Here is an 18,448-nt window from a genome sequence, read left to right on the forward strand (position 1 = left end):
GCCGATCATCACCGTGCGGCAGCCCGGCGGGCCACCCGCGCCGCGAAGACGCCGGCCGAGTAGCCGTTGTCGACCGTGCTCACGACGACGCCGGAGCCCGCCGAGTTCAGCATCGTCAGCAGCGCCCCCAGCCCGCCGAACGCGCTCGGCTGACCGGCCGAGGTGGGCACCGCCACCACCGGCACGTCGGTGAGCGAGCCGATCGTCGTGGCCAGCGACGCCTCCATGCCGGCGACGACCACCAGGCAGTCGACCCCGTCGACCAGCGACCGGTCCTCGACGAGTGCCCGCACCCGGCTGCCGGCGGCGTCGTCGAGACGCAGCACCTCCGTGCCCGCGACGCGTGCGACGAACGCCGCCTCGGCGGCCACCGGCGCGTCCGCCCCGCTCGCGCACAGCACCGTCGTCCGGCCCACCGGCTCGGGCACCGGACCCACCGCGGCGGACATGGCGGCGGCGTCCATCGTGGTGGCCGGACCGTGCTCGGCGGCCAGCGCCACCAAGGTCTCCGGGGCGGCGCGGAGCACGAGCACGGGGCGGCCGGGCTGCTCCTGCCGCGCCTCGCGCACCAGGGCCAGCACCTGCTCGGTCGTCCGGCCGGTGGCCCAGACGGCCGCCGGCTCGGCCGCGGTGGGCGGCGGTGCGGTGATCACCGCGGTGTCGGCCGGCACGGGACCGAGCAGCGGCTCCCCGGGGCGGTCGGTGCCCAGCGGGGGGTGGGGGCCGATCAGCAGGGAGGCGAAACCGGCCGCCTCGTCGCGCAGCGGGGTGGCGGCCCGGGCGGCGTCGGCCTCGGGCGGCACGGGGGCGACGGCGGCGGGGGCCGTGGCCTCCTCCTGGGCGGGCGTGCCGCCGCCGGACGCGTCCGCAGCGCTGTCGACGGCGCGCGTCTGGGTCACGGCGGACAGCCGCACCACGCGGTCGCGGCCGCTGCGCTTGGCGTCGTAGAGCACGCCGTCGGCGGCGGCGAACAGGGTCTTGCGGTCGTCGCCGCGGGTGGCCGAGGCGATGCCGGCGCTGATCGTCACCGGCACGTCGAGGCCGAGGTCGCTCCACGGGTACCGGGCGACGGACGCGCGGATGCGCTCCAGCGCCCGCTCGGCCTGCTCGGCGGTGGTCTCGGGCAGCAGGATGACGAACTCGTCGCCGGCCCAGCGGCACACCTCGTCGGTGTCGCGCACGCCGGCCACCAGCAGGTCGCCGATCGCGCGGAGCACGGCGTCGCCGCCGGGATGCCCGACGGTGTCGTTGATCGACTTGAACCGGTCGACGTCCACCACGGCCAGGGCGGGGACGTCGCCGGCGGCCAGCAGCCCGTCGAGGCGTGCCTCGGCGTAGCGCCGGTTGGGCAGCTGGGTGAGCGGGTCCTCGTAGGCCTGGCGGCGGAGCTGTCCGGCGGCCCGCTCGGTCTCGAGCAGGCTCTTGCGCCGGCCGAACAGCTCGACCCAGCGGGTGCGCCGCTCGTCGACCCGGTCGAGCTCGTCGGTGAGGTAGGCCTGCAGGTAGGGCAGTGCGCGGCCGGCGTCGTCGAGATCGGCGTGCAGCGTGCACAGCTCGCGCAGCGCTGCCCGGCGCAGCCGCGGCAACCCGTGCCCGGTGGCCAGGGTGAGCGCGGCGACCAGGTGCTCGTCGGCGGCCCGGCCGTCGCCCTGCCGGCGCAGCGCCCGGCCCAGCGCCAGCTGCGCCGAGGCCAGCCGGTCGCGGTCGGCGACGGCGGAGGAGAGCCGGACGGCGGCGCGCAGCGGCCCCACCGCGGCGGCCTGCGCGCCGAGCCCGACCAACGCCCAGCCGTGGACGATCTGCGCGGGCACCACCCCGGGCGAGTCCGGTGGGAGCAGCGCCAGCGCCTGCTCGGCCAGCCGCCGGGCCTCGGCGAAGTACGGCGCGGCCGACTCCGGGGCGCCGTCGTCGAGCAGCCCCTCGCCGAGCTCCGCGCACAGCTCGCCGAGCCGGGTGCCGGCGATGGCGACGAGCACGTCGGGGTGGACGTCCTCCGGCCCGAGGACGGCGGGATCCGCGGCGGCCGCCTGCGCCGTCTCGTGCGCCCGGCGCTGGTAGTCGAGGGCCAGCGGCATGAGTTCCAGGTCGGCCAGGACACCGGCCAGCGTGCCGAGCGTGTCTACCAGCAGCACGCTGGGCGCCAGGGTCGGGTCGAGCAGGCTCGCCGCCTCGACGGCCTCGTCCATCGCCGCGTCGATCCGGCGGGAGAGCAGTTCGATGCGGGCGTGCCGGGCCAGGCCCGCGGCCCGCTGGAGGTCGTCGTCGGCGGCGTCGAACGCGGCCTTGGCCGAGCGGACCAGCGCGATCGCCAGCGCGGCGCGGGAGGCCGACTCCGCGCGCGGGTCGGCGCCCTCGCCGGTGCCCTCGATCAGCTCCGCGACACCGGCGTGCAGGTCGAGCGACGGCTCGGCCGGGGAGTCGGGGGAGACCGGGTCGCCGACCACGGTGAACCCGGCGACCCGCAGCCGGCGCACCAGCAGCTCGGCGCGCAGCGTGTCGGCCCAGGCGCGGCCCAGCGATGCGGGGGCGCCGTCGGGCGCGTCGGCGGCCGGTGCGGCTGCGACGTAGGGCGACGGATCCCGCTCCACACCCGCGAGCAACTGCTCGGCGTCGTCGAGCTGCCAGTTGCTCAGGGCGGCGGTCACCCGGTGATGCAGGGCTCCCGGTGGCACGAGCGCACTGTGCATGTCGTCACGCACCGTGTCGAGCACGTGACTGCGAACGCGCCGTCCCTCGTCCGTCCCGTCCCTCCCGTCCCAGGCGTCCGGGACGCTCATGCGCTCGCCCCGCGCTCGACCGCGGCCGGCTCGGCAGCCCCGTGCGCGCGCACCCGGTTGCGGCCGAGGCGCTTGGCGGAGAACAGGTGCAGGTCGGCGGTGTCGAACAGCGCGCGCCAGCCGACGACCGGGCTCGGCTGCCCGTCGGCCACGGCAGGGGCGGTGGCCACGCCGATGCTCACCGTCACCGGCTCGGACAGCTGCAAGTCGGTCCAGTCGGCCTCGGCCACCGCCGACCGCAACCGCTCCATGACCACCACGGCCTGCGGCTCGGTCGCCGTCGGGAGCACCACGAGGAACTCGTCGCCGGCCCAGCGGTAGACCTCGTCGCCGGTGCGGCTGTGCTCCCGGAGCAGGTCCGCCACGCGGCGCAGGACCGCGTCGCCATGGGTGTGCGACGTGTCGTCGTTGACCTCCTTGAACCGGTCGACGTCGACCACGGCCAGCGACAGCGGCTCCTCCCCGAGCCGGAAGGTGCCCAGCCGGCGTTCGGCGCTGCGCCGGTTGCCCAGCCCGGTGAGGGGGTCCTCCAGCGCGTGCCGGCGCAGCAGCGCCGCCTGGCGCTCGGCCTCGCGCAGCCGGCTGCGGCGCACGAACATCGCCGCCCACATCTGCCGGCCGCGGGCGTGCGCGCGCCCGGTGTCGGCCCGGTAGGCTTCCAGCCAGTGCAGCGCCTCGGCCGGGCGGCCGAGGTCGGCGTTGTCCTGGCCGAGCTCCAGCAGGGCCTGCCGGTAGCGGCGCCGGTCACCGGAGGCCGCGAACGCCCCGGCGGCGTCGACCAGCAGCCCGATCGCCTCCTCGCCGACGAGTGCGTCGCCGTCCCGGCGGGCGAGGGCGCCGAGCAGCCGGGCGAGCACCAGGTCGGTGTAGCCGCGCAGCCACACGCCGCCGTCGCGTTGCACGGAGCGGCGGACCCGGCGCAGCGGGCCGAGGGCGGCGTCCAGGTCGCCGGCGCACATGAGCGCCCAGGCCTGCACCACGTCGAGCAGGTCGGCGTCGGCCTGCTCGGGAGACCAGTCCAGCTCGCGGGCACCGGTCGCGCAGGCGATCGCCTCGGTGGCCAGCTCGGTGGCGCGCTCCGTCTCGCCCCGGCGGCGCATAGTCTGGGCGAGCTCGACGTGCTGGCGGGCGGTGAGCAGCAGCAGCCGGCCGCGATCGCCGACGTCGGGGAGCTCCGCAGCCACCTGGTGCCCGCGGACGGCGTGGACGACGGCGAGCTCCTCGAGGTCCAGCCCCGACAGGGTCAGGGACAGCCACCGGTGCGCCTGGAGCAGCGCGCGGGAGGGCTGGACCGACGGCCCGTCGGTGAGCAGGCTGGCGTCGACGGCCAGCAGCATCGCGTGGTCCAGGTGGTCGGCGGTCGTCTCCGTGTGCGCCAGGTAGGCCATGAGCAGGGCGGTGTCCGACGACGTCGGGCACCGGTCGAGCAGGTCGCGGGCGGCGGAGATCTCGCCGGCGGCGACGTCCGCGTCGCCGGCGAGCAGCGCGCGGCGGGCCCCCAGGGCGTGCCGCCAGGCCGTCCAGGACGGCTCCTGGTCGGCGTCGACGGTGCTCTCGGCCTGGTCGAGGAGGGTGAGGAACGGCCCGGCGTCCTCCCGGTGGCTCGCGTCGAGCAGCTCCCAGAGCGCAGCCTGCAGCGCGCCGGGCGCGACGCGGGCCGGGCCGGGGCTCACGGATTCCTCCACTGGGTAGGCGGCCACGCGGGCCGGTGCTGCGGTAGGGAGGCCGTTCCTCCGGGTGGGGCCGCTGGCCGGCCCCCTCCGCACTACCCTCGTCGGATGCCCGGGATGCCACCCAGTACGCCTCCGACGCGGTTCGCCTATCTCGGGCCCGAGGGTACCTTCGCCGACGCGGCCCTGAGCAGGGCAATTGGCCCTGCCGGGGGACTCCGTGACCCCCAGCCGAGTGTCGCCGCCGCGCTGGCCGCCGTCCGGTCGGGGGACGCCGACGCCGCCCTCGTCCCGCTGGAGAACTCCATCGAGGGCTCGGTGCCGGCCACGATGGACGGACTGGCCGACGGCGAGCCGCTGGTGATCACCCGCGAGGTCGTCCTGGAGGTCGCCTTCGTGCTGGCCGTCCGGCCGGGGACGGCCCTCGCCGACGTCCGGTCGGTCGCCAGCCATCCGCACGCGCTCGCGCAGACCGGCCGGCGGCTGGGCGAGCTGCTGCCCGGCGTCGTCCCGCTGCCCACGTCCTCGACCGCGGGGGCGGCGGCCGCGGTGGCCGCGGGGGAGGTCGACGCCGCCGTCTGCGCGGCGATCGCGGCGACCCGCTACGGGCTCGACACCCTGGCCGACGACGTCGCCGACCACCCGGGCGCCGTCACGCGGTTCGTGCTCGTCGGCCGCCCCGGCGGTCCGCTGCCCGAGCCGACGGGCAACGACAAGACGTCGCTGGTGGCGGTGGTCGGCGACCGGACCGGCGCTCTCCTGGAGGTGCTGCGCGAGTTCTCCGTCCGCGGCATCTCGCTGACCCGGATCGAGTCCCGGCCGACCCGGGAGCGGCACTGGTTCTACTCCTTCGCCCTGGACTGCGAGGGGCACGTCGCCGAGCCCCGGGTGGGCGAGGCGCTCGCCGCGCTGCACCGGGTGTGCGACGACGTCCGCTTCCTCGGGTCCTACCCGCGGGGGGACGGGCGGGAGAACCGGCCGGTGCCGGGCGAGGCGTCGGACACCGCGTTCGCCGAGGCGCAGGACTGGCTGGCCCGGCTGCGGTCCGGCGAGGCCTGAGGCCACCGGGGCCCGGTCGCCGCTACGCTCCGCCGCCGTGACCGCCCTCACCAGCCCACCCCCGCCGCCCGGCCGCGCCCTGCCGCCCGACCCGGGGGCCCGGCGCCGCGCCGCGGTGGAGCTCGGCGTGCTCCAGGGCGGCTACGTGCTGTTCCTCGCCCCGTGGTTCTTCCTGTCCATCGGCGTCGTGATGGGGGCGGCGAACTGGAACTCCCCGTTCGCCGCGCCGCTGCTCCTCGCCTGGGGCGCGTACCCCCTCGTGGCCCTGGTCACGACCGTGGTCGCGTGGGCCTGGTTCGCCGGCGGGCGCTTCGCCGCGGCGCGGTGGGCCAACCGGGTGCCGCTGGTCTGGGTGGTCACCGGGGCCGCCGTCCTGATCTGGGTCTTCACCGCCGGCTGAGCCCGGGTCAGCCCAGGCGGGCGCGCAGCTCCTCGACGATCCGGCGGGTGACCGGGACATCGACGCCGTACCGGTCGGCCGCCCGCAGCACCGCCCCGCCGATCGCCTCCAGCTCGGTGGGGTTGCCGGCCTCGGCGTCCCGCTCCATCGACGAGCGCATCTGGTCGGGCAGCGACCAGGCGAAGTCCCGGGTCGCATCGGGGTCGGGCTCGGCGCCGTCCGCCCGCGCCACCGCGGCCACCTCTCCGATGACCGCGGTGAGTTCCTCGCCGTGCTCCTCGCGCACGGTGCCGAGGGGGGCCGCGGCCTGGGTGGTCAGCAGCGCCATGGGGGCGAGGAAGCACAGCTTGTCCCACAGCAGCCCGGCCTCGTCGGGGCGGACGGCGACGTCGATGCCCGTCCCGGCGAGGGCGTCGGCCAGCGGCTCGGCACCAGGTGCCAGCTGGACGGCGCACAGCTGCCCCTCGTGCCGGATCTCGCCCGGCGACGGGCGGGAGGCGAACACCCGGATGGTGCCGGCCACCACCCGCGCGGCCGGGTAGCGCTCGCGCAGCTCCGCCAGGTGCTCGACCCCGTTGAGCAGCGGGACCACCACGGCGTCCCCGAGCACGTCGGCGGGCACCCGGCCGAGCGCGTCGTCGAGCTGCGTCGCCTTCGTCGTCACCAGGAGGACGTCGACCGGCTCGTCGAGGCGCTGGGCGCCGCGCACCGGCGCCGTCAGCTCACCGAAGCGATCGCTGGCGACGCGCACGCCGTGCTCGTCGAGGTGCGCGGCGGTCTCCGGCCGGGCGAGGCAGGTGACCGCGTGCCCCTCCCGCGCCAGCAGCGCGGCCAGCAGCCCGCCGACGCCACCTGGTCCCAGTACTGCGATCCGGAGCTTCTCCGCAGAGGTCACGGGGTCAGCCTGCCCGACGCGGGTCAGACGCGCTCCAACGCCCGCTCCTCCTGCTGGGGCTCGGTGGGGCCCTGCGCCAGCTTCCCGGGCCACCAGACCCTGTCGCCGATCAGGTGGACCGCCGACGGGACGAGCAGCGTCCGGACGACGAAGGTGTCGAGCAGGACGCCGAACCCGACGAGGAAGCCGAGCTGGATGAGGATGACCAGCGGCAGCACGGTGAGCGCCCCGAACGTGGCCGCCAGCACGAGCCCGGCGCTGGTGATCACGCCGCCGGTGACCGCGAGCGACCGCAGGACGCCGTCCCGCGCCCCGTGCCGGACCGACTCCTCCCGCGCCCGGGTCATCAGGAAGATGTTGTAGTCGATCCCCAGGGCGACGAGGAAGACGAACCCGATGAGCAGCACCTGCGGGTCGCTGCCCGGGAAGTCGAAGAGGTGCTCGAAGACCAGCGCGGCGACGCCGACGGTCGCCGCGGTGCTGAGCACGGTCGTGCCCACCAGCAGCAGCGGCGCCACGACCGCCCGCAGCAGCAGCGCCAGCACGACCGTGATGACGAGCAGCACCAGCGGCACGATGACCCCGAGGTCGCGGGCGGCGGTCTCCTGGGTGTCGAGGTCCTGGGCGGTCGAGCCGCCGACGAGGGCGTCGGGGTCGGCGTCGCGCACGGCCGTCCGCAGGTCGGCCACCGTGTCCTGGGCCGCCTCGCTGTCGGGGGCGTCGGCGAGCGTGGCGTCGAGCCGGACCAGTCCGTCCGCGACGAACGGTTCGGCGTCCCCGGCTTCGGGCGGCCCGCCCTGCTCACCGGTGAACGGCGCCACCCCGGCGACGCCGTCGACCTGCGAGGCGGCGTCGGCGACGTCCTGCCAGCCGTCGGCGGGGGTGATGATCACCGCGGGGCTGGCGCCGCCGGCCTCATAGTGGCGGGCCAGGGCCTCCTGCCCGGCGCCGGACTCCGAGCCGCCGCGCACCGCCTCCGAGAGCGGGATCCCGTCGGCGTCGAAGGTGGGGAGGGAGAGCGCCATGACGACGAGGAGGGCGCCGCTGCCCATGAGGTAGCGGCCCGGGCGGCGCCCGACCGAGGTGGCCACCCGCTCCCAGCCCTTCCCGTGCGCGTGCTCCTCGCCGTACTTCGGCCGGAAGGGCCAGAACGCCGCGCGGCCGAACAGCACCAGCACCGCGGGCAGGAAGGTGAGCGCGGCGAGCATGGCGAAGGCGATGCAGACCGCCGAGATCGGGCCGAGCGCGCGGTTGGAGCCGAGGTCGGAGAAGAGCAGGCAGAGGATGCCGAGGATCACCGTCCCGCCCGAGGCGAGGATCGGCTCCCACGACTGCCGGAGCGCCACCGTCATCGCGGCGACGGGGGACTGCTCGCGGCGCAGCTCCTCCCGGTACCGGGCGACCAGCAGCAGGCCGTAGTCGGTGGCCGCGCCGACGACGAGGATCGAGGCGATGCCCTGGCTCTGGCCGTTGACGGTGATCCAGCCCCGGTCGGCCAGGAAGTAGGCGACGGCGAGCGAGACCACCAGCGCCAGGCCGGCGGTGCCGATGACCAGCAGCGGCAGCAGCGGGCTCCGGTAGACGACCAGCAGGATGAGCAGGACCACGCCGAACGCGGCGAGCAGCAGGAGGCCGTCGATGCCGGCGAAGCCCTCGGCGAAGTCGGCGAAGATCGCGCCGGGGCCGGTGACGTACGCGGTCGTCCCGTCGATGCCCGGGATGCCGCGCAGCTCGGTGATGACCGGGCCGAGCGCCTCGCCGAGGTCCGGGTCGAAGGGCAGGACGGCCTGCACCGCCTCGCCGTCCTCGGAGGGGATGGGCGGCGACGCCTCGCCGGCCAGGGCGCCGGCGTCCTCGGCGATCCCGACCGCCTGCTCGACCCGGTCCCGCGCCGCGGCCAGCGCGTCGGGGCCGAGCGCACCGCCGTCGCTCTCCCAGAGCAGGATCACCGGGAGGGTGCGCTCGGTGCGGAACTGCTGCTGCAGCTCGGTGACCCGCGTGGACTCGGCGCTGTCGGGCAGGAATGCGGCGGAGTCGTTCTCCGAGACCTCCCCGAGCTTGCCGCTGAAGGAGCCCAGCGGTCCGGCGAGCCCCAGCCACAGCAGGGCGACGACGGCGGGGAGGATCCAGCGGACGAGGGGAGTGCGGCGCGGCATGGTGTTCCCTTGATGGTCGATCATCTCGATGATCGAGAGATTAGAGCGGTCGGGTGCCGCGCGCGAGCGGAGGTGCAGTGGGCGAGGACGTCGATCCCGCGCGGCTGGAGTTGGCGCTGCTCCTTCGCCGGCTGACGGTGGAACTGGATGCGGTCGGGCAGAGATTCGCCGATCGGCACAGGCTGGGCCGCACCGACGTCCGGGCTCTCGTGGCGGTGATGGACGCCGCGCGACGCGGGGAGGCCCTCACCGCCGGCCGGCTGGGGACGGCGGTGGAGCTGAGTTCGGCGTCGGTGACCGCGCTGGTCGACCGGCTGGAGCGGGTGGGCCACCTGCGCCGGGTGCGGGACACCGCGGACCGGCGGCGGGTGACGCTGGAGATGTCACCCGAGGCGATGGCGGCGGGGGTGGAGTTCTTCGGCGGCCTGCAGCGGGATCTGCTTGCGGCGATGGAGGGCTACTCCGACGACGAGCTCGCCGTCGTCCACCGGTTCCTGACCGGGATGACCGGGGCGATCGAGCAGTACGCCCGCGCGAACCCGCCCGAGCCCCAGGCATAGGAAGCTATACATGCCTATCCGCGGCCCAGAACGCATGCATAGCTTCCTATGCCTGGACGCTGGTGTCCTGAGCTGCCCGCGTTCGCTACCGTCCGCGCACATGCGCAGCTCCCGTGCGCCGACCTGACGGGAGCGTGTCGCTGTGGAGTCCGAGCCGGACGTCGCGGAGCTGCTGGAGAGGGTGGTCGCGGGATACGAGCAGCTGGCGCGTTGGGAAGTCGAGATTCCGGGAGTCGGTCAGCGTCAGTGGAACCGGTATCTGGCCCGGCTGTCCGCGCTGAAAGACCGCTTGATGGCGTCGCCGGCCGGCTTCGCGGCCCTGCAGGAGGTGGCGAGGAGCCACCCCGACGAATCCGTGCGGACGCGCGCCCGGGATGCTGTGGCGCCCGCGCCTCCGTCGGGCGTCGAGGACGCGCGCGACTGGCTCCGTCATCCGAGGCAGGCCCTGGGCCGGCTGGACCACATGGTCGAGCCCTGCCTGTACTATGCCCCGCTGCCGGCCGAGCACAGCGCCGACTACGTCGAGGCGTTGCCCGAGCTCGTGGTCGGTCGCGGGTCGTGGGTGCGCGGGCATCCCGTGGACGTCGGTTCGTGGCCGCTGCGCGAGGACGGCATCCCGCTGGATTTCGTCGGCCATTTCGACCTGTGGATGCTGTCCACGGTGGCGGACCGCGCGCCGCTGCCGGAGACGAACGGAGCCCTCGAGGTCTTCCACGACCTCGAGTCCTACGGCATCGACGGCGGCGCCCGGGACCGCGGCTGCTGGCAGGTGCGCTTCGTCCCGCCGGTGACGCGCTACCTGACGGAGCCGGAGGACCTGACGGTGCAGCCGGCGCGCTGGTTGCACGAGTGGGGAGGGTTCAGCCTGCCGTCGCCGTCGGACCTGCCCGATCTGTCGTCGGAGGAGTTCGACCGGCTCGAGCAGGCCACCGCCGACGTGCTGGACGAGGCGCTCTCCACGGCCGGCGATCGCCGGCGCCGGCCGGTCGGTGAGCTCCGGTTCGTCCCACAGCTCCTGGGACGGCCGCAGCAGGGCTGGGGGCACATCGTCTCCGAGGCGCTCGAGCCGTTCCTGCCCTGCGGACCCGATGACGGCTGGGTTCTGCTACTCGACATCCCGGCCGTCGGGCCGCTCGACGGCTGGTTCGGCGGCGACGGCCACCTCGAGGTCTGGATGCGACGTTCGGATCTGGTCCGCGGTGACTACGAGCAGGCGTGGGTGACGATCCGGCTCAATTGACGCGGCGGCCGTGCGCCGGTTCGGGTCCGAGCCGGCCGGCGGCGACCGTGTCCCCGTCGAGAAGGCGGCGCACCGGCTGCTGAGGCGCTGGTCGTCCTCCTCGTCTGCGGGCTTGTGGGATCTACCCACGGATCCCTTCCGCTCTCCCGAGCCGCTGCCCTCGTGCGGTGGCGCATCGCGCTCGATGTCCGTGCCGGGAGCGCGGCGCGCCGATGGCGTGCTTCGGGTCGCGCTCGCTGACGAGATGGCAGCGGAGTGGCCATCACTGGGGCCGCCGCGCATGTGCGGTGCCTTGTCGCTCCCCGGGAGATTGGGCCGTCGTGGTGCGGCTGGTTCGACTGTCACCCATCCGTGACGAGGCAGCTCCTTGCGGTGAGGATGCGATACCCGCCAGTCTTCCGCCGCGACGCCAGGACCGGTGTCGAGCTCCGCCTCCTGCTCGACACTTTCGGACTCCTGACAAGTTCATGTACTGCGGAACCTGAGTGGCAGTGGTCTAGGAATCGGTTGGTCGCCAGCGATCGAGGTCGCTGTGTCCCTGCATCGGAAAGTTGGTGCGGCATGAGGCCGCTCACCTTTGGCGTCGAACAGAGGGAGAATTGGAGCGAGTGGGTTCTGGACCACGGCCTGCCCGAGTTGCCAGGTCCGGATCTTCGTGCGGGGCAGTCTGTACCGGTGGCCTACTGGGTCGGCCCAACCTCGGGCGCCGTCCTCCACGTCCTGCGTGTACCGCAGGGAAGCGGGGATGATGCGGCTCTTCCGGCATGGCTCGGTCCGGATCTCTACACACGCTCCCATGGCGCGTGGAAGCCGGAACTCAGTAGTGACGGTGCTTGGGGCTGGGAGCCCCCGCTCGCGAGGATCGCCGTGCCTGACGCGCACGTTGGTCTGACAAGTTCGGCAAGCGGGTCGGTGGGCAGAGGCGGGAGCAAGGCGCTGGTGCTTCTGGTGGGCGCTGAAGCGGCATTCGCTGAGGTACATCAGGCCGATCACTTGACCAGGCGGCCCGTGGAGGCGCCGGTCGGAGTGTTCGTGGTTTGTGGCGACTACGTGCACCCTTTGACCGTCCGGGTCCTCAATGCGCGTGGTGGCGTGCTCGGAGAGGTCTATGGGTGAGCGTCGGCTGCCGTCGGTGATGGCAATGGTGACCGCTGAAGCAGTTGGAGTGGGTCAGAGGTAGAGGCCGGTGGATTCCTCGATCCGCTCGGCGGCGACGGCGTGCACGTCGCGCTCGCGCAGGATGATCAGGTCCTCGCCGTGCACCTCGACCTCGTGCTGGTCCTCGGGGGAGAAGAGCACCTGGTCGCCGACCTTGACCTGGCGCACGCTCGGGCCGACGCCCTTGGCCTCGCCCCACACCAGCCGCTTGGCCACCTGGGCCGTCGCGGGGATGAGGATGCCGCCGCTCGAGCGACGGTCGCCGTCGTCCTTGCGCAGCGCGACCAGGACGCGGTCGTGCAGCATCTTGATCGGCAGGCCGCCGCCCCGGGCCGTGGCTGACTCGGAGGCGATGTTGTCGGGCACGTCGATCCACGCTACCCGCCCGGTCCTCCGCGGCGTCATGTGCTCAGGACGCCGGGGTCAGCCCCAGCCGAGCTCGTGCAGGCGGTCCTCCTCGATGCCGAAGTGGTGCGCGATCTCGTGGACCACGGTGATCGTGACCTCCTCGACCACGTCGTCCTCGGTCTCGCAGATGTCGCAGATCGCCTCGCGGTAGATCATGATCCGGTCCGGCAGCGCCCCGCCGTAGTCCCAGCCGCGCTCGGTCAGCGCGTAGCCCTCGTAGAGCCCGAGCAGCTCGGGCTCCTCCCGGTTCCGGTCCTCCACCAGGACGACGACGTTGTCCACCAGCGCCATCAGCTCCGGCGGGACCTGGTCGAGGGCATCGGCGACGAGCCCCTCGAACACCGGCAGCGGGAGGGTGTTCACCAGGACGTCGGCAGCGGCCGGCCCTCTTCGTAGCCGGCGGAGCTCTGCACGCCGAGGACCGCCCGCTCGTGCAGCTCGTCGACGGTGCGCGCGCCCGCATAGGTGCACGACGACCGCACGCCGGCGACGATCTGGTCGATGAGGTCCTCGACGCCCGGGCGAGCCGGGTCGAGGTACATCCGCGAGGAGCTGATGCCCTCCTCGAAGAGACCGGCACGCGCCCGGTCGAAGCCGGTCTGGGTCGCCGTCCGCGCCTTGACCGCCCGCGCCGACGCCATGCCGAACGACTCCTTGTACAGCCGCCCGGCGTCGTCGTGCACGTCACCGGCCGATTCGTAGGTACCGGCGAACCAGGACCCCACCATGACGTTCGCGGCGCCGGCCGCCAGGGCCAGCGCGATGTCGCGCGGGTGCCGCACGCCGCCGTCGGCCCACACGTGCCGGCCCAGCGAGCGGGCCTCGGCGGCGCACTCCTCGACGGCGGAGAACTGCGGCCGCCCCACGCCGGTCATCATCCGGGTGGTGCACATGGCGCCGGGCCCGACGCCGACCTTGACGACGTCGGCGCCGGCCTCGATCAGGTCGCGGGTGCCCTGCGCCGTCACCACGTTCCCGGCCACGACCGGCACCGCGCCGGCCACCGAGCGCACCGCGCGCACCGCCTCGATCGCCTTCTCCTGGTGCCCGTGCGCGGTGTCGACCACCAGCACGTCCACGCCGGCGGTCAGCAGGGCCGACGCCTTCCCGGCGACGTCGCCGTTGATGCCGACGGCGGCCGAGGTGAGCAGGTGCCCGTCCGGGTTCAGGGCCGGCGTGTACAGGGACGAGCGCAGGGCGCCCTTCCGGGTGATCACGCCGACCAGGCGGTCGCCCTCCACCACGGGGGCGGCGCTCACCCGCTCGCCGGAGAGCACGTCGAAGATCTTGGTGAGGTCGGTGCCGGCCGGGATCGTGAGCGGCTCCGGCGTCATGACCTCGGACAGCTGGGTGAAGCGGTCGACGCCCTGGCACGCCCCGTCGGTGACGACGCCCACCGGGGAGCCGTCCTCGACCACGACGACCACGCCGTGCGCGCGCTTGGTCAGCAGCGACAGGGCCTCGCCCACCGTGGAGGTGGGGGAGAGGGTGATCGGGGTGTCGTAGACCGTGTGCCGCCCCTTCACCCAGGACACCACCTCGGAGACGACGTCGACCGGGATGTCCTGGGGCAGGACCGCCAGGCCCCCGCGACGGGCCACGGTCTCGGCCATCCGCCGGCCGGAGATCGCCGTCATGTTGGCGACCACGATCGGGATCGTGGTCCCGACGCGGTCGGGTGTGCGCAGGTCGACCTCGAGCCGCGACCCGACCGAGGAGCGCGCCGGCACCATGAACACGTCGGAGTACGTCAGGTCGTGCGAGGGCCGCTGCAGGAACCGCATGCCTCCAGTGTCCCGCATGATGGGGCCGGCGGTGCTCTCCCGCGTCAGGGGCGGTCGTGGGTCGTTAGCGGGTGCGAATGAGTACAAGTCAACGCGGACGCGTCCGCTGTATCACTTTAGCTACCCACCTAAAGTGATACAGTTCCTGCGTGGAGGCGAACAAGGCGACATTTCAGCCAGGCGCGGAACTGCTGACCGACCTTGCTGAGCTGCGTGCTGAGGTGGACGTCTGCCTTCGCAGGCTGGCCGACGGCGAGCTGCCCACCGACGTCGAGCGCGAACGAGTCGATCTGAAGGAAGAGGCGGGGCGTCGAGGAGCTGGCGGCGTCCTCCTCGACGGGACTCCTCGCAACACCAGTGCTGCGACCCAGCTCGCAGACGAGGTTGCATGCATGGCGAACACGCCAGGCGGTGGCGCTCTCATCGTGGGAGTCAACGACCGCACCGGTGACCTCATCGGAACCGATCTTGATCCCGAGTGGCTCAAGCACCAGATCTACCGGCGCATCGACGTCGCGCCACAGGTTGAAGTGCGTTATGAGCGCGGGATTCCCTTGGTCGTCCTGCTGGTGTCCGAAGCGCGAGAGCCTGTGGAGGACACGGGCAATCGGTTGCGTTGGCGAGTGGGTGCGAACTGCGTCCCCGTTGATCGTAGTGCCTGGTGGGTGCACCGGCAGGACCGTGTTGGTTGGGACGAGATGGCTCGTCCTAGTCGCATGACGGTCGATGACATCTCTCCCGGTGCTGTCGCAGTGGCGCGCGACTACCTACGTGGGCGCCCAGCCAATGACGGCCTGGCAGACGAGTCCACTGAGGAAGTGCTGCGCCGGCTGGGCCTGCTGACAGTCGAAGGGACCCTCACGCAGGCGGGTGCACTCCTGTTCTGTCCCGCACCTAGGGCATGGCTTTCCTGGGCCCGGTGGGATGTTCAGGGAGGGGAGGTGCTGGCAGCTACCGATGCACGGGCTGGCACGAGCCTGCTCGAGCAGGTGGCTCAGACCGAGGCGTTACTGGACGGCGCCAATGACCGCGTGACTCTTCCCGGTTCCTTCTCGGAGCGGCTTGTTCGACTCTTGCCTCCTCGAGCCGCGCGGGAAGCGGTGTTGAACGGCGTGGTCCACCGCGACTGGCATCAGGCAGAGGCCACAACGGTGACCTGGGTGGAAGCCGACGCCTCCCTGGAGGTCGTCTCGCCCGGTGGCTTCGTGGGGGGAGTGAACGCTGGAAACGTGCTGACCCAGCGCTACTCCCGGTCTCCTGCCCTGGCCGACGCAGTCCGCGCGCTCGGGCTTGTCGATAAGCAAGGTATCGGTGTGGACCGGATGTATCGGGAGATGGTCACGCTTGGGCACCGCCCCCCGCTGCTTGTCGAAGAGCCCGGGCCTCGCGTACGAGTCAGGTTGACGGGTGGCAAGCCCGTGGTGCCTGTGATGCGGTTGGTCGACGAGATCGAACCACGTGAGCGGCAAACGGACGTTCGTGTAGCCATGATCCTGCATACGTTGCTCCACGAGCCCTTCATCACGGCCCAGCGCGGAGCTGAGGTACTTCAACGGACCGTCGAAGAGGCCGACGAGGCACTGCACGTCGCAGGCTCGTGTGTTGTCGGCGGCAGCCCGTTGATCGAGCCCTATCGGGATGTTTGGGTGCTCTCACGAGCGAGTACGGAGCTGACGCTGCAGGCGGCTGGTGATTTGGCCGTACTCAAGCGCCAGGGTGTGCTGACCTATCTCCGGCCCGATCCGGTCGAGGCCACGCGAGTGGTTCGCCGGTGGCTCGCCGTGCACGATCGAGTTTCTTCCGGTGACTATGCAACTCTCACGGAGTTGACCTATGCCGGTGCGCGTCGTGCTCTTGAAAGGATGGTCACAGACGGGCTCCTCGAGCGTGGCGAGACCGCCGGTCGTAACGCTCACTTCCTGCCGGCAGGCGTCATGCGGTCTGGCCCGAGGAAGTCGGACCAGTCTGATGTCCCGTCGGCCGAGGCGTTGGAGGTAGACGGCTAGCCGAAGCCTCGTTCAGACTTCTCTACGATCGGTTCGTGATCGACCTGCGGCTCGTGCGCGAGCACCCCGACGTCGTCCGTGCCAGCCAGCGCGCCCGGGGGGCCGACGAGTCCCTGGTCGACGCGCTGCTGGCCGCCGACGTCGCCCGGCGCGAGGCGGTCAAGCGGGCCGACGACCTGCGCGCCGAGCAGAAGAGCGCCTCCCAGGCGGTGAAGAAGGCGAGCCCCGAGGAGCGGCCCGCCGTCCTGGGCCGGGCGCGGGCGCTGGCGGCGGAGGTCAAGGAGGCCGAGGAGGCGCAGCGCGCCGCCGACGCCGCGCTGCGCGACGTGCACGTGCGCATCCCCAACGTGGTGGCCGACGAGGTGCCGCCCGGCGGGGAGGACGACGCGGTTCCCCTGCGCACCGTCGGCGAGGTGCCCACCTACGACTTCGAGGTGCGCGACCACATCGAGATCGGCGAGAAGCTCGGCGCCATCGACATGGAGCGCGGTGCGAAGGTCTCGGGCTCCCGGTTCTACTTCCTCACCGGCCCGGGCGCGCTGCTGGAGTTCGCGCTGGCGCAGCTGGCCATCAGCCGCGCCGTCGCCGCCGGGTTCACCCCGGTCATCGCCCCGGCGCTGGTCAAGCCGAGCGCCATGGAGGGCACCGGATTCCTCGGCGAGCACGACGAGGAGGTGTACCGGATCGAGCGGGACGACCTGTACCTCGTCGGCACCTCCGAGGTGGCGCTGGCCGGGATGCACCAGAACGAGGTGCTCGACCTCTCCAACGGCCCGAAGCGCTACGCCGGCTGGTCGTCGTGCTTCCGGCGGGAGGCCGGGTCCTACGGCAAGGACACCCGCGGCATCATCCGCGTGCACTGGTTCGACAAGGTCGAGATGTTCAGTTTCGCCCGGCCGGAGGACACCGCCGCCGAGCACCTCCGGTTGCTGGCCTGGGAGGAGGAGTTCCTCCAGGCGCTGGAGCTGCCCTACCGCGTGGTCGACATCGCCGCCGGCGACCTGGGCACCAGCGCCACCCGCAAGTACGACATCGAGGCGTGGTTCCCGACCCAGGGCACCTACCGGGAGCTGACCAGCACCTCGGACTGCACGACCTTCCAGGCCCGCCGGCTCAACATCCGGTACCGGGACGACGAGGGGAAGACGCAGACCGCGGCCACGCTCAACGGCACGCTGTGCGCCATCGCCCGGACGATCGCCTGCCTGCTCGAGGTGCACCAGCGCGCCGACGGCTCGGTGCACGTCCCGGTCGCCCTGCGTCCGTGGCTCGGCGGCGTCGAGTCGCTGACGCCGGGCATGACCCTGGCGGCGCCGGTCCCGCCGGCCACCGCATGAGCCCGACTCCGCGCCGCCGTCCGCTCCTCGCTCGCGGGGCTCGCTGCGATGCTCCCGCGGCTGTCGTCGGGCGATCCGCATGAGCGGACAGCCCCCGAAGGCCCTGCAGGCCTACGGCGTCCTCCCCGGCGCCGACCAGGTGGTCGAGCTCGGGGACCTGGGGTCGTGGCGCCCGAAGCTGGTGGCCAGCGACCTCGACGGCACGCTGCTCGACGCCTCCGGTGAGGTGAGCCCGCGCACCCGGGCGGCGATCGCGGCGTGCTGGGACGCCGGCATCCCGGTCGTCGGCGTGACCGGCCGGGGCCCGCGGCTGCTGGAGAGCGTGCGCGCCGCCCTCGACGGCCGCGGCATCGCCGTCCTCTCCCAGGGCGGGTTCGTCGTCGACCTGGAGCGGGACGAGGTGCTGCGCGCGGTCGCCCTGCCGCGGACCCAGGCCATGGCCGTGATCGAGCGGATCGAGGCGGTCACCGGCGAGCTCGTCATCGCGGTGGAGGACGCCGCCCAGCAGGGCGAGGCCCGCGGCGCGCTGCGGGTGCAGCACGGCTTCGACTGGCCCTACCCCGAGGACGCCCAGCTCGTGGCCAAGGACGATGTCCTGCCGGCCGAGGCCGTGCTGAAGGTCTTCCTGCGCTCGGCCACCATCGGCCAGGACGAGCTGCTGGCGCTCGCCCGGACGGTCGTCGACCCGGCCGACGCCGAGCTCACCCACGCCGGCCTCGGCTTCATCGAGGTGCTGCCGCCCGGGATCACCAAGGCCACCGGCCTGGCGATCGCCCTGGAGCGCCACGGCGTGGGCTTCGGCGACGTCCTGGTCTTCGGCGACATGCCCAACGACCTCCCGATGCTCACCGCGGTCGCCGAGGCGGGTGGCCGGGCGGTCGCGGTCGCCAACGCCCACCCCGCCGTCCGCGCCCTCGCCGCGCAGCTGACCAGCGGCCACCGCGCCGACGGCGTCGCCCGCTACCTGGAAGAGGTCCTCGGTGTCTGACCGGATGCGC

General features: G+C 73.4%; 14 protein-coding genes. 7 read left to right on the forward strand and 7 right to left on the reverse strand.

Annotated features, from left to right (window positions below; genetic code table 11):
- Positions 1 to 8: 8 nt before the first annotated feature.
- Positions 9 to 2,645, reverse strand: coding sequence for a diguanylate cyclase domain-containing protein (locus ABDB74_RS01135; RefSeq protein ID WP_346621128.1), 2,637 nt, complete (start codon positions 2,643 to 2,645; stop codon positions 9 to 11).
- A gap of 128 nt (positions 2,646 to 2,773) precedes the next feature.
- Entirely contained in the window at positions 2,774 to 4,450 is a 1,677-nt protein-coding gene (locus ABDB74_RS01140; RefSeq protein WP_346621129.1) for a GGDEF domain-containing protein, read from the reverse strand.
- Positions 4,451 to 4,555: 105 nt separating this feature from the next.
- Here ABDB74_RS01140 and pheA point away from each other — a divergent pair, with 105 nt between their 5' ends.
- Together pheA and ABDB74_RS01150 are read left to right on the forward strand one after the other, a co-directional pair.
- Positions 4,556 to 5,506, forward strand: a complete 951-nt coding sequence (pheA, locus tag ABDB74_RS01145) for a prephenate dehydratase (RefSeq protein WP_346621131.1) — start codon at positions 4,556 to 4,558, stop codon at positions 5,504 to 5,506.
- Between the two features lie 37 nt (positions 5,507 to 5,543).
- Entirely contained in the window at positions 5,544 to 5,906 is a 363-nt protein-coding gene (locus ABDB74_RS01150) for a hypothetical protein (protein ID WP_346621132.1), read from the forward strand.
- 7 nt (positions 5,907 to 5,913) lie between these two features.
- Here the strand turns inward: ABDB74_RS01150 and ABDB74_RS01155 are convergent, their stop codons facing one another.
- Positions 5,914 to 6,801, reverse strand: coding sequence for a 2-dehydropantoate 2-reductase (locus tag ABDB74_RS01155; protein ID WP_346621134.1), 888 nt, complete (start codon positions 6,799 to 6,801; stop codon positions 5,914 to 5,916).
- Between the two features lie 23 nt (positions 6,802 to 6,824).
- A complete protein-coding gene (locus ABDB74_RS01160; RefSeq protein ID WP_346621135.1) occupies positions 6,825 to 8,957 on the reverse strand; it encodes an MMPL family transporter in 2,133 nt (710 codons plus the stop codon).
- Between the two features lie 77 nt (positions 8,958 to 9,034).
- On the opposite strand from ABDB74_RS01160, the gene ABDB74_RS01165 reads away from it, so the two are divergent.
- Both ABDB74_RS01165 and ABDB74_RS01170 read left to right on the forward strand, forming a co-directional pair.
- Positions 9,035 to 9,517, forward strand: a complete 483-nt coding sequence (locus ABDB74_RS01165) for a MarR family transcriptional regulator (protein WP_346621136.1) — start codon at positions 9,035 to 9,037, stop codon at positions 9,515 to 9,517.
- 142 nt (positions 9,518 to 9,659) lie between these two features.
- Entirely contained in the window at positions 9,660 to 10,757 is a 1,098-nt protein-coding gene (locus tag ABDB74_RS01170) for a DUF1963 domain-containing protein (RefSeq protein ID WP_346621138.1), read from the forward strand.
- Between the two features lie 1,170 nt (positions 10,758 to 11,927).
- On the opposite strand, the gene ABDB74_RS01175 is transcribed toward ABDB74_RS01170, so the two are convergent.
- From ABDB74_RS01175 to ABDB74_RS01185, 3 genes are read right to left on the reverse strand one after another with little or no spacing between them, the layout of a single operon-like run.
- Complete coding sequence (locus ABDB74_RS01175; RefSeq protein WP_346621140.1) at positions 11,928 to 12,281, reverse strand: co-chaperone GroES; 354 nt, start codon at positions 12,279 to 12,281, stop codon at positions 11,928 to 11,930.
- A 57-nt stretch (positions 12,282 to 12,338) separates the two neighbouring features.
- Positions 12,339 to 12,686 (reverse strand): metallopeptidase family protein, encoded by a 348-nt coding sequence (locus tag ABDB74_RS01180; RefSeq protein ID WP_346621141.1) that lies wholly within the window; start codon positions 12,684 to 12,686, stop codon positions 12,339 to 12,341.
- Complete coding sequence (locus ABDB74_RS01185) at positions 12,683 to 14,107, reverse strand: GuaB1 family IMP dehydrogenase-related protein (protein WP_346621143.1); 1,425 nt, start codon at positions 14,105 to 14,107, stop codon at positions 12,683 to 12,685. Before ABDB74_RS01185 ends, ABDB74_RS01180 begins: the two co-directional genes overlap by 4 nt.
- Positions 14,108 to 14,256: 149 nt before the next feature.
- On the opposite strand from ABDB74_RS01185, the gene ABDB74_RS01190 reads away from it, so the two are divergent.
- From ABDB74_RS01190 to ABDB74_RS01200, 3 genes are all read left to right on the forward strand, one after another.
- Entirely contained in the window at positions 14,257 to 16,113 is a 1,857-nt protein-coding gene (locus tag ABDB74_RS01190) for a DUF5635 domain-containing protein (protein WP_346621144.1), read from the forward strand.
- Between the two features lie 35 nt (positions 16,114 to 16,148).
- The gene (gene serS / locus ABDB74_RS01195; RefSeq protein ID WP_346621146.1) at positions 16,149 to 17,450 is read left to right on the forward strand and encodes a serine--tRNA ligase; all 1,302 of its coding nucleotides are present in this window, start codon (positions 16,149 to 16,151) and stop codon (positions 17,448 to 17,450) included.
- A 79-nt stretch (positions 17,451 to 17,529) separates the two neighbouring features.
- Positions 17,530 to 18,438 (forward strand): HAD family hydrolase, encoded by a 909-nt coding sequence (locus ABDB74_RS01200; protein ID WP_346621148.1) that lies wholly within the window; start codon positions 17,530 to 17,532, stop codon positions 18,436 to 18,438.
- Positions 18,439 to 18,448 lie beyond the last annotated feature (10 nt).

It is taken from the genome of Blastococcus sp. HT6-4 (genome assembly GCF_039679125.1).
GTDB lineage: Bacteria > Actinomycetota > Actinomycetes > Mycobacteriales > Geodermatophilaceae > Blastococcus > Blastococcus montanus.

Bases quoted from the DNA above. Each gene is read 5' to 3' on its own strand.
- pheA (WP_346621131.1), top strand. From the start codon at position 4,556: ATGCCCGGGATGCCACCCAGTACGCCTCCGACGCGGTTCGCCTATCTC.
- ABDB74_RS01160 (WP_346621135.1), bottom strand. From the start codon at position 8,957: ATGCCGCGCCGCACTCCCCTCGTCCGCTGGATCCTCCCCGCCGTCGTC.
- ABDB74_RS01200 (WP_346621148.1), top strand. From the start codon at position 17,530: ATGAGCGGACAGCCCCCGAAGGCCCTGCAGGCCTACGGCGTCCTCCCC.
- ABDB74_RS01185 (WP_346621143.1), bottom strand. From the start codon at position 14,107: ATGCGGTTCCTGCAGCGGCCCTCGCACGACCTGACGTACTCCGACGTG.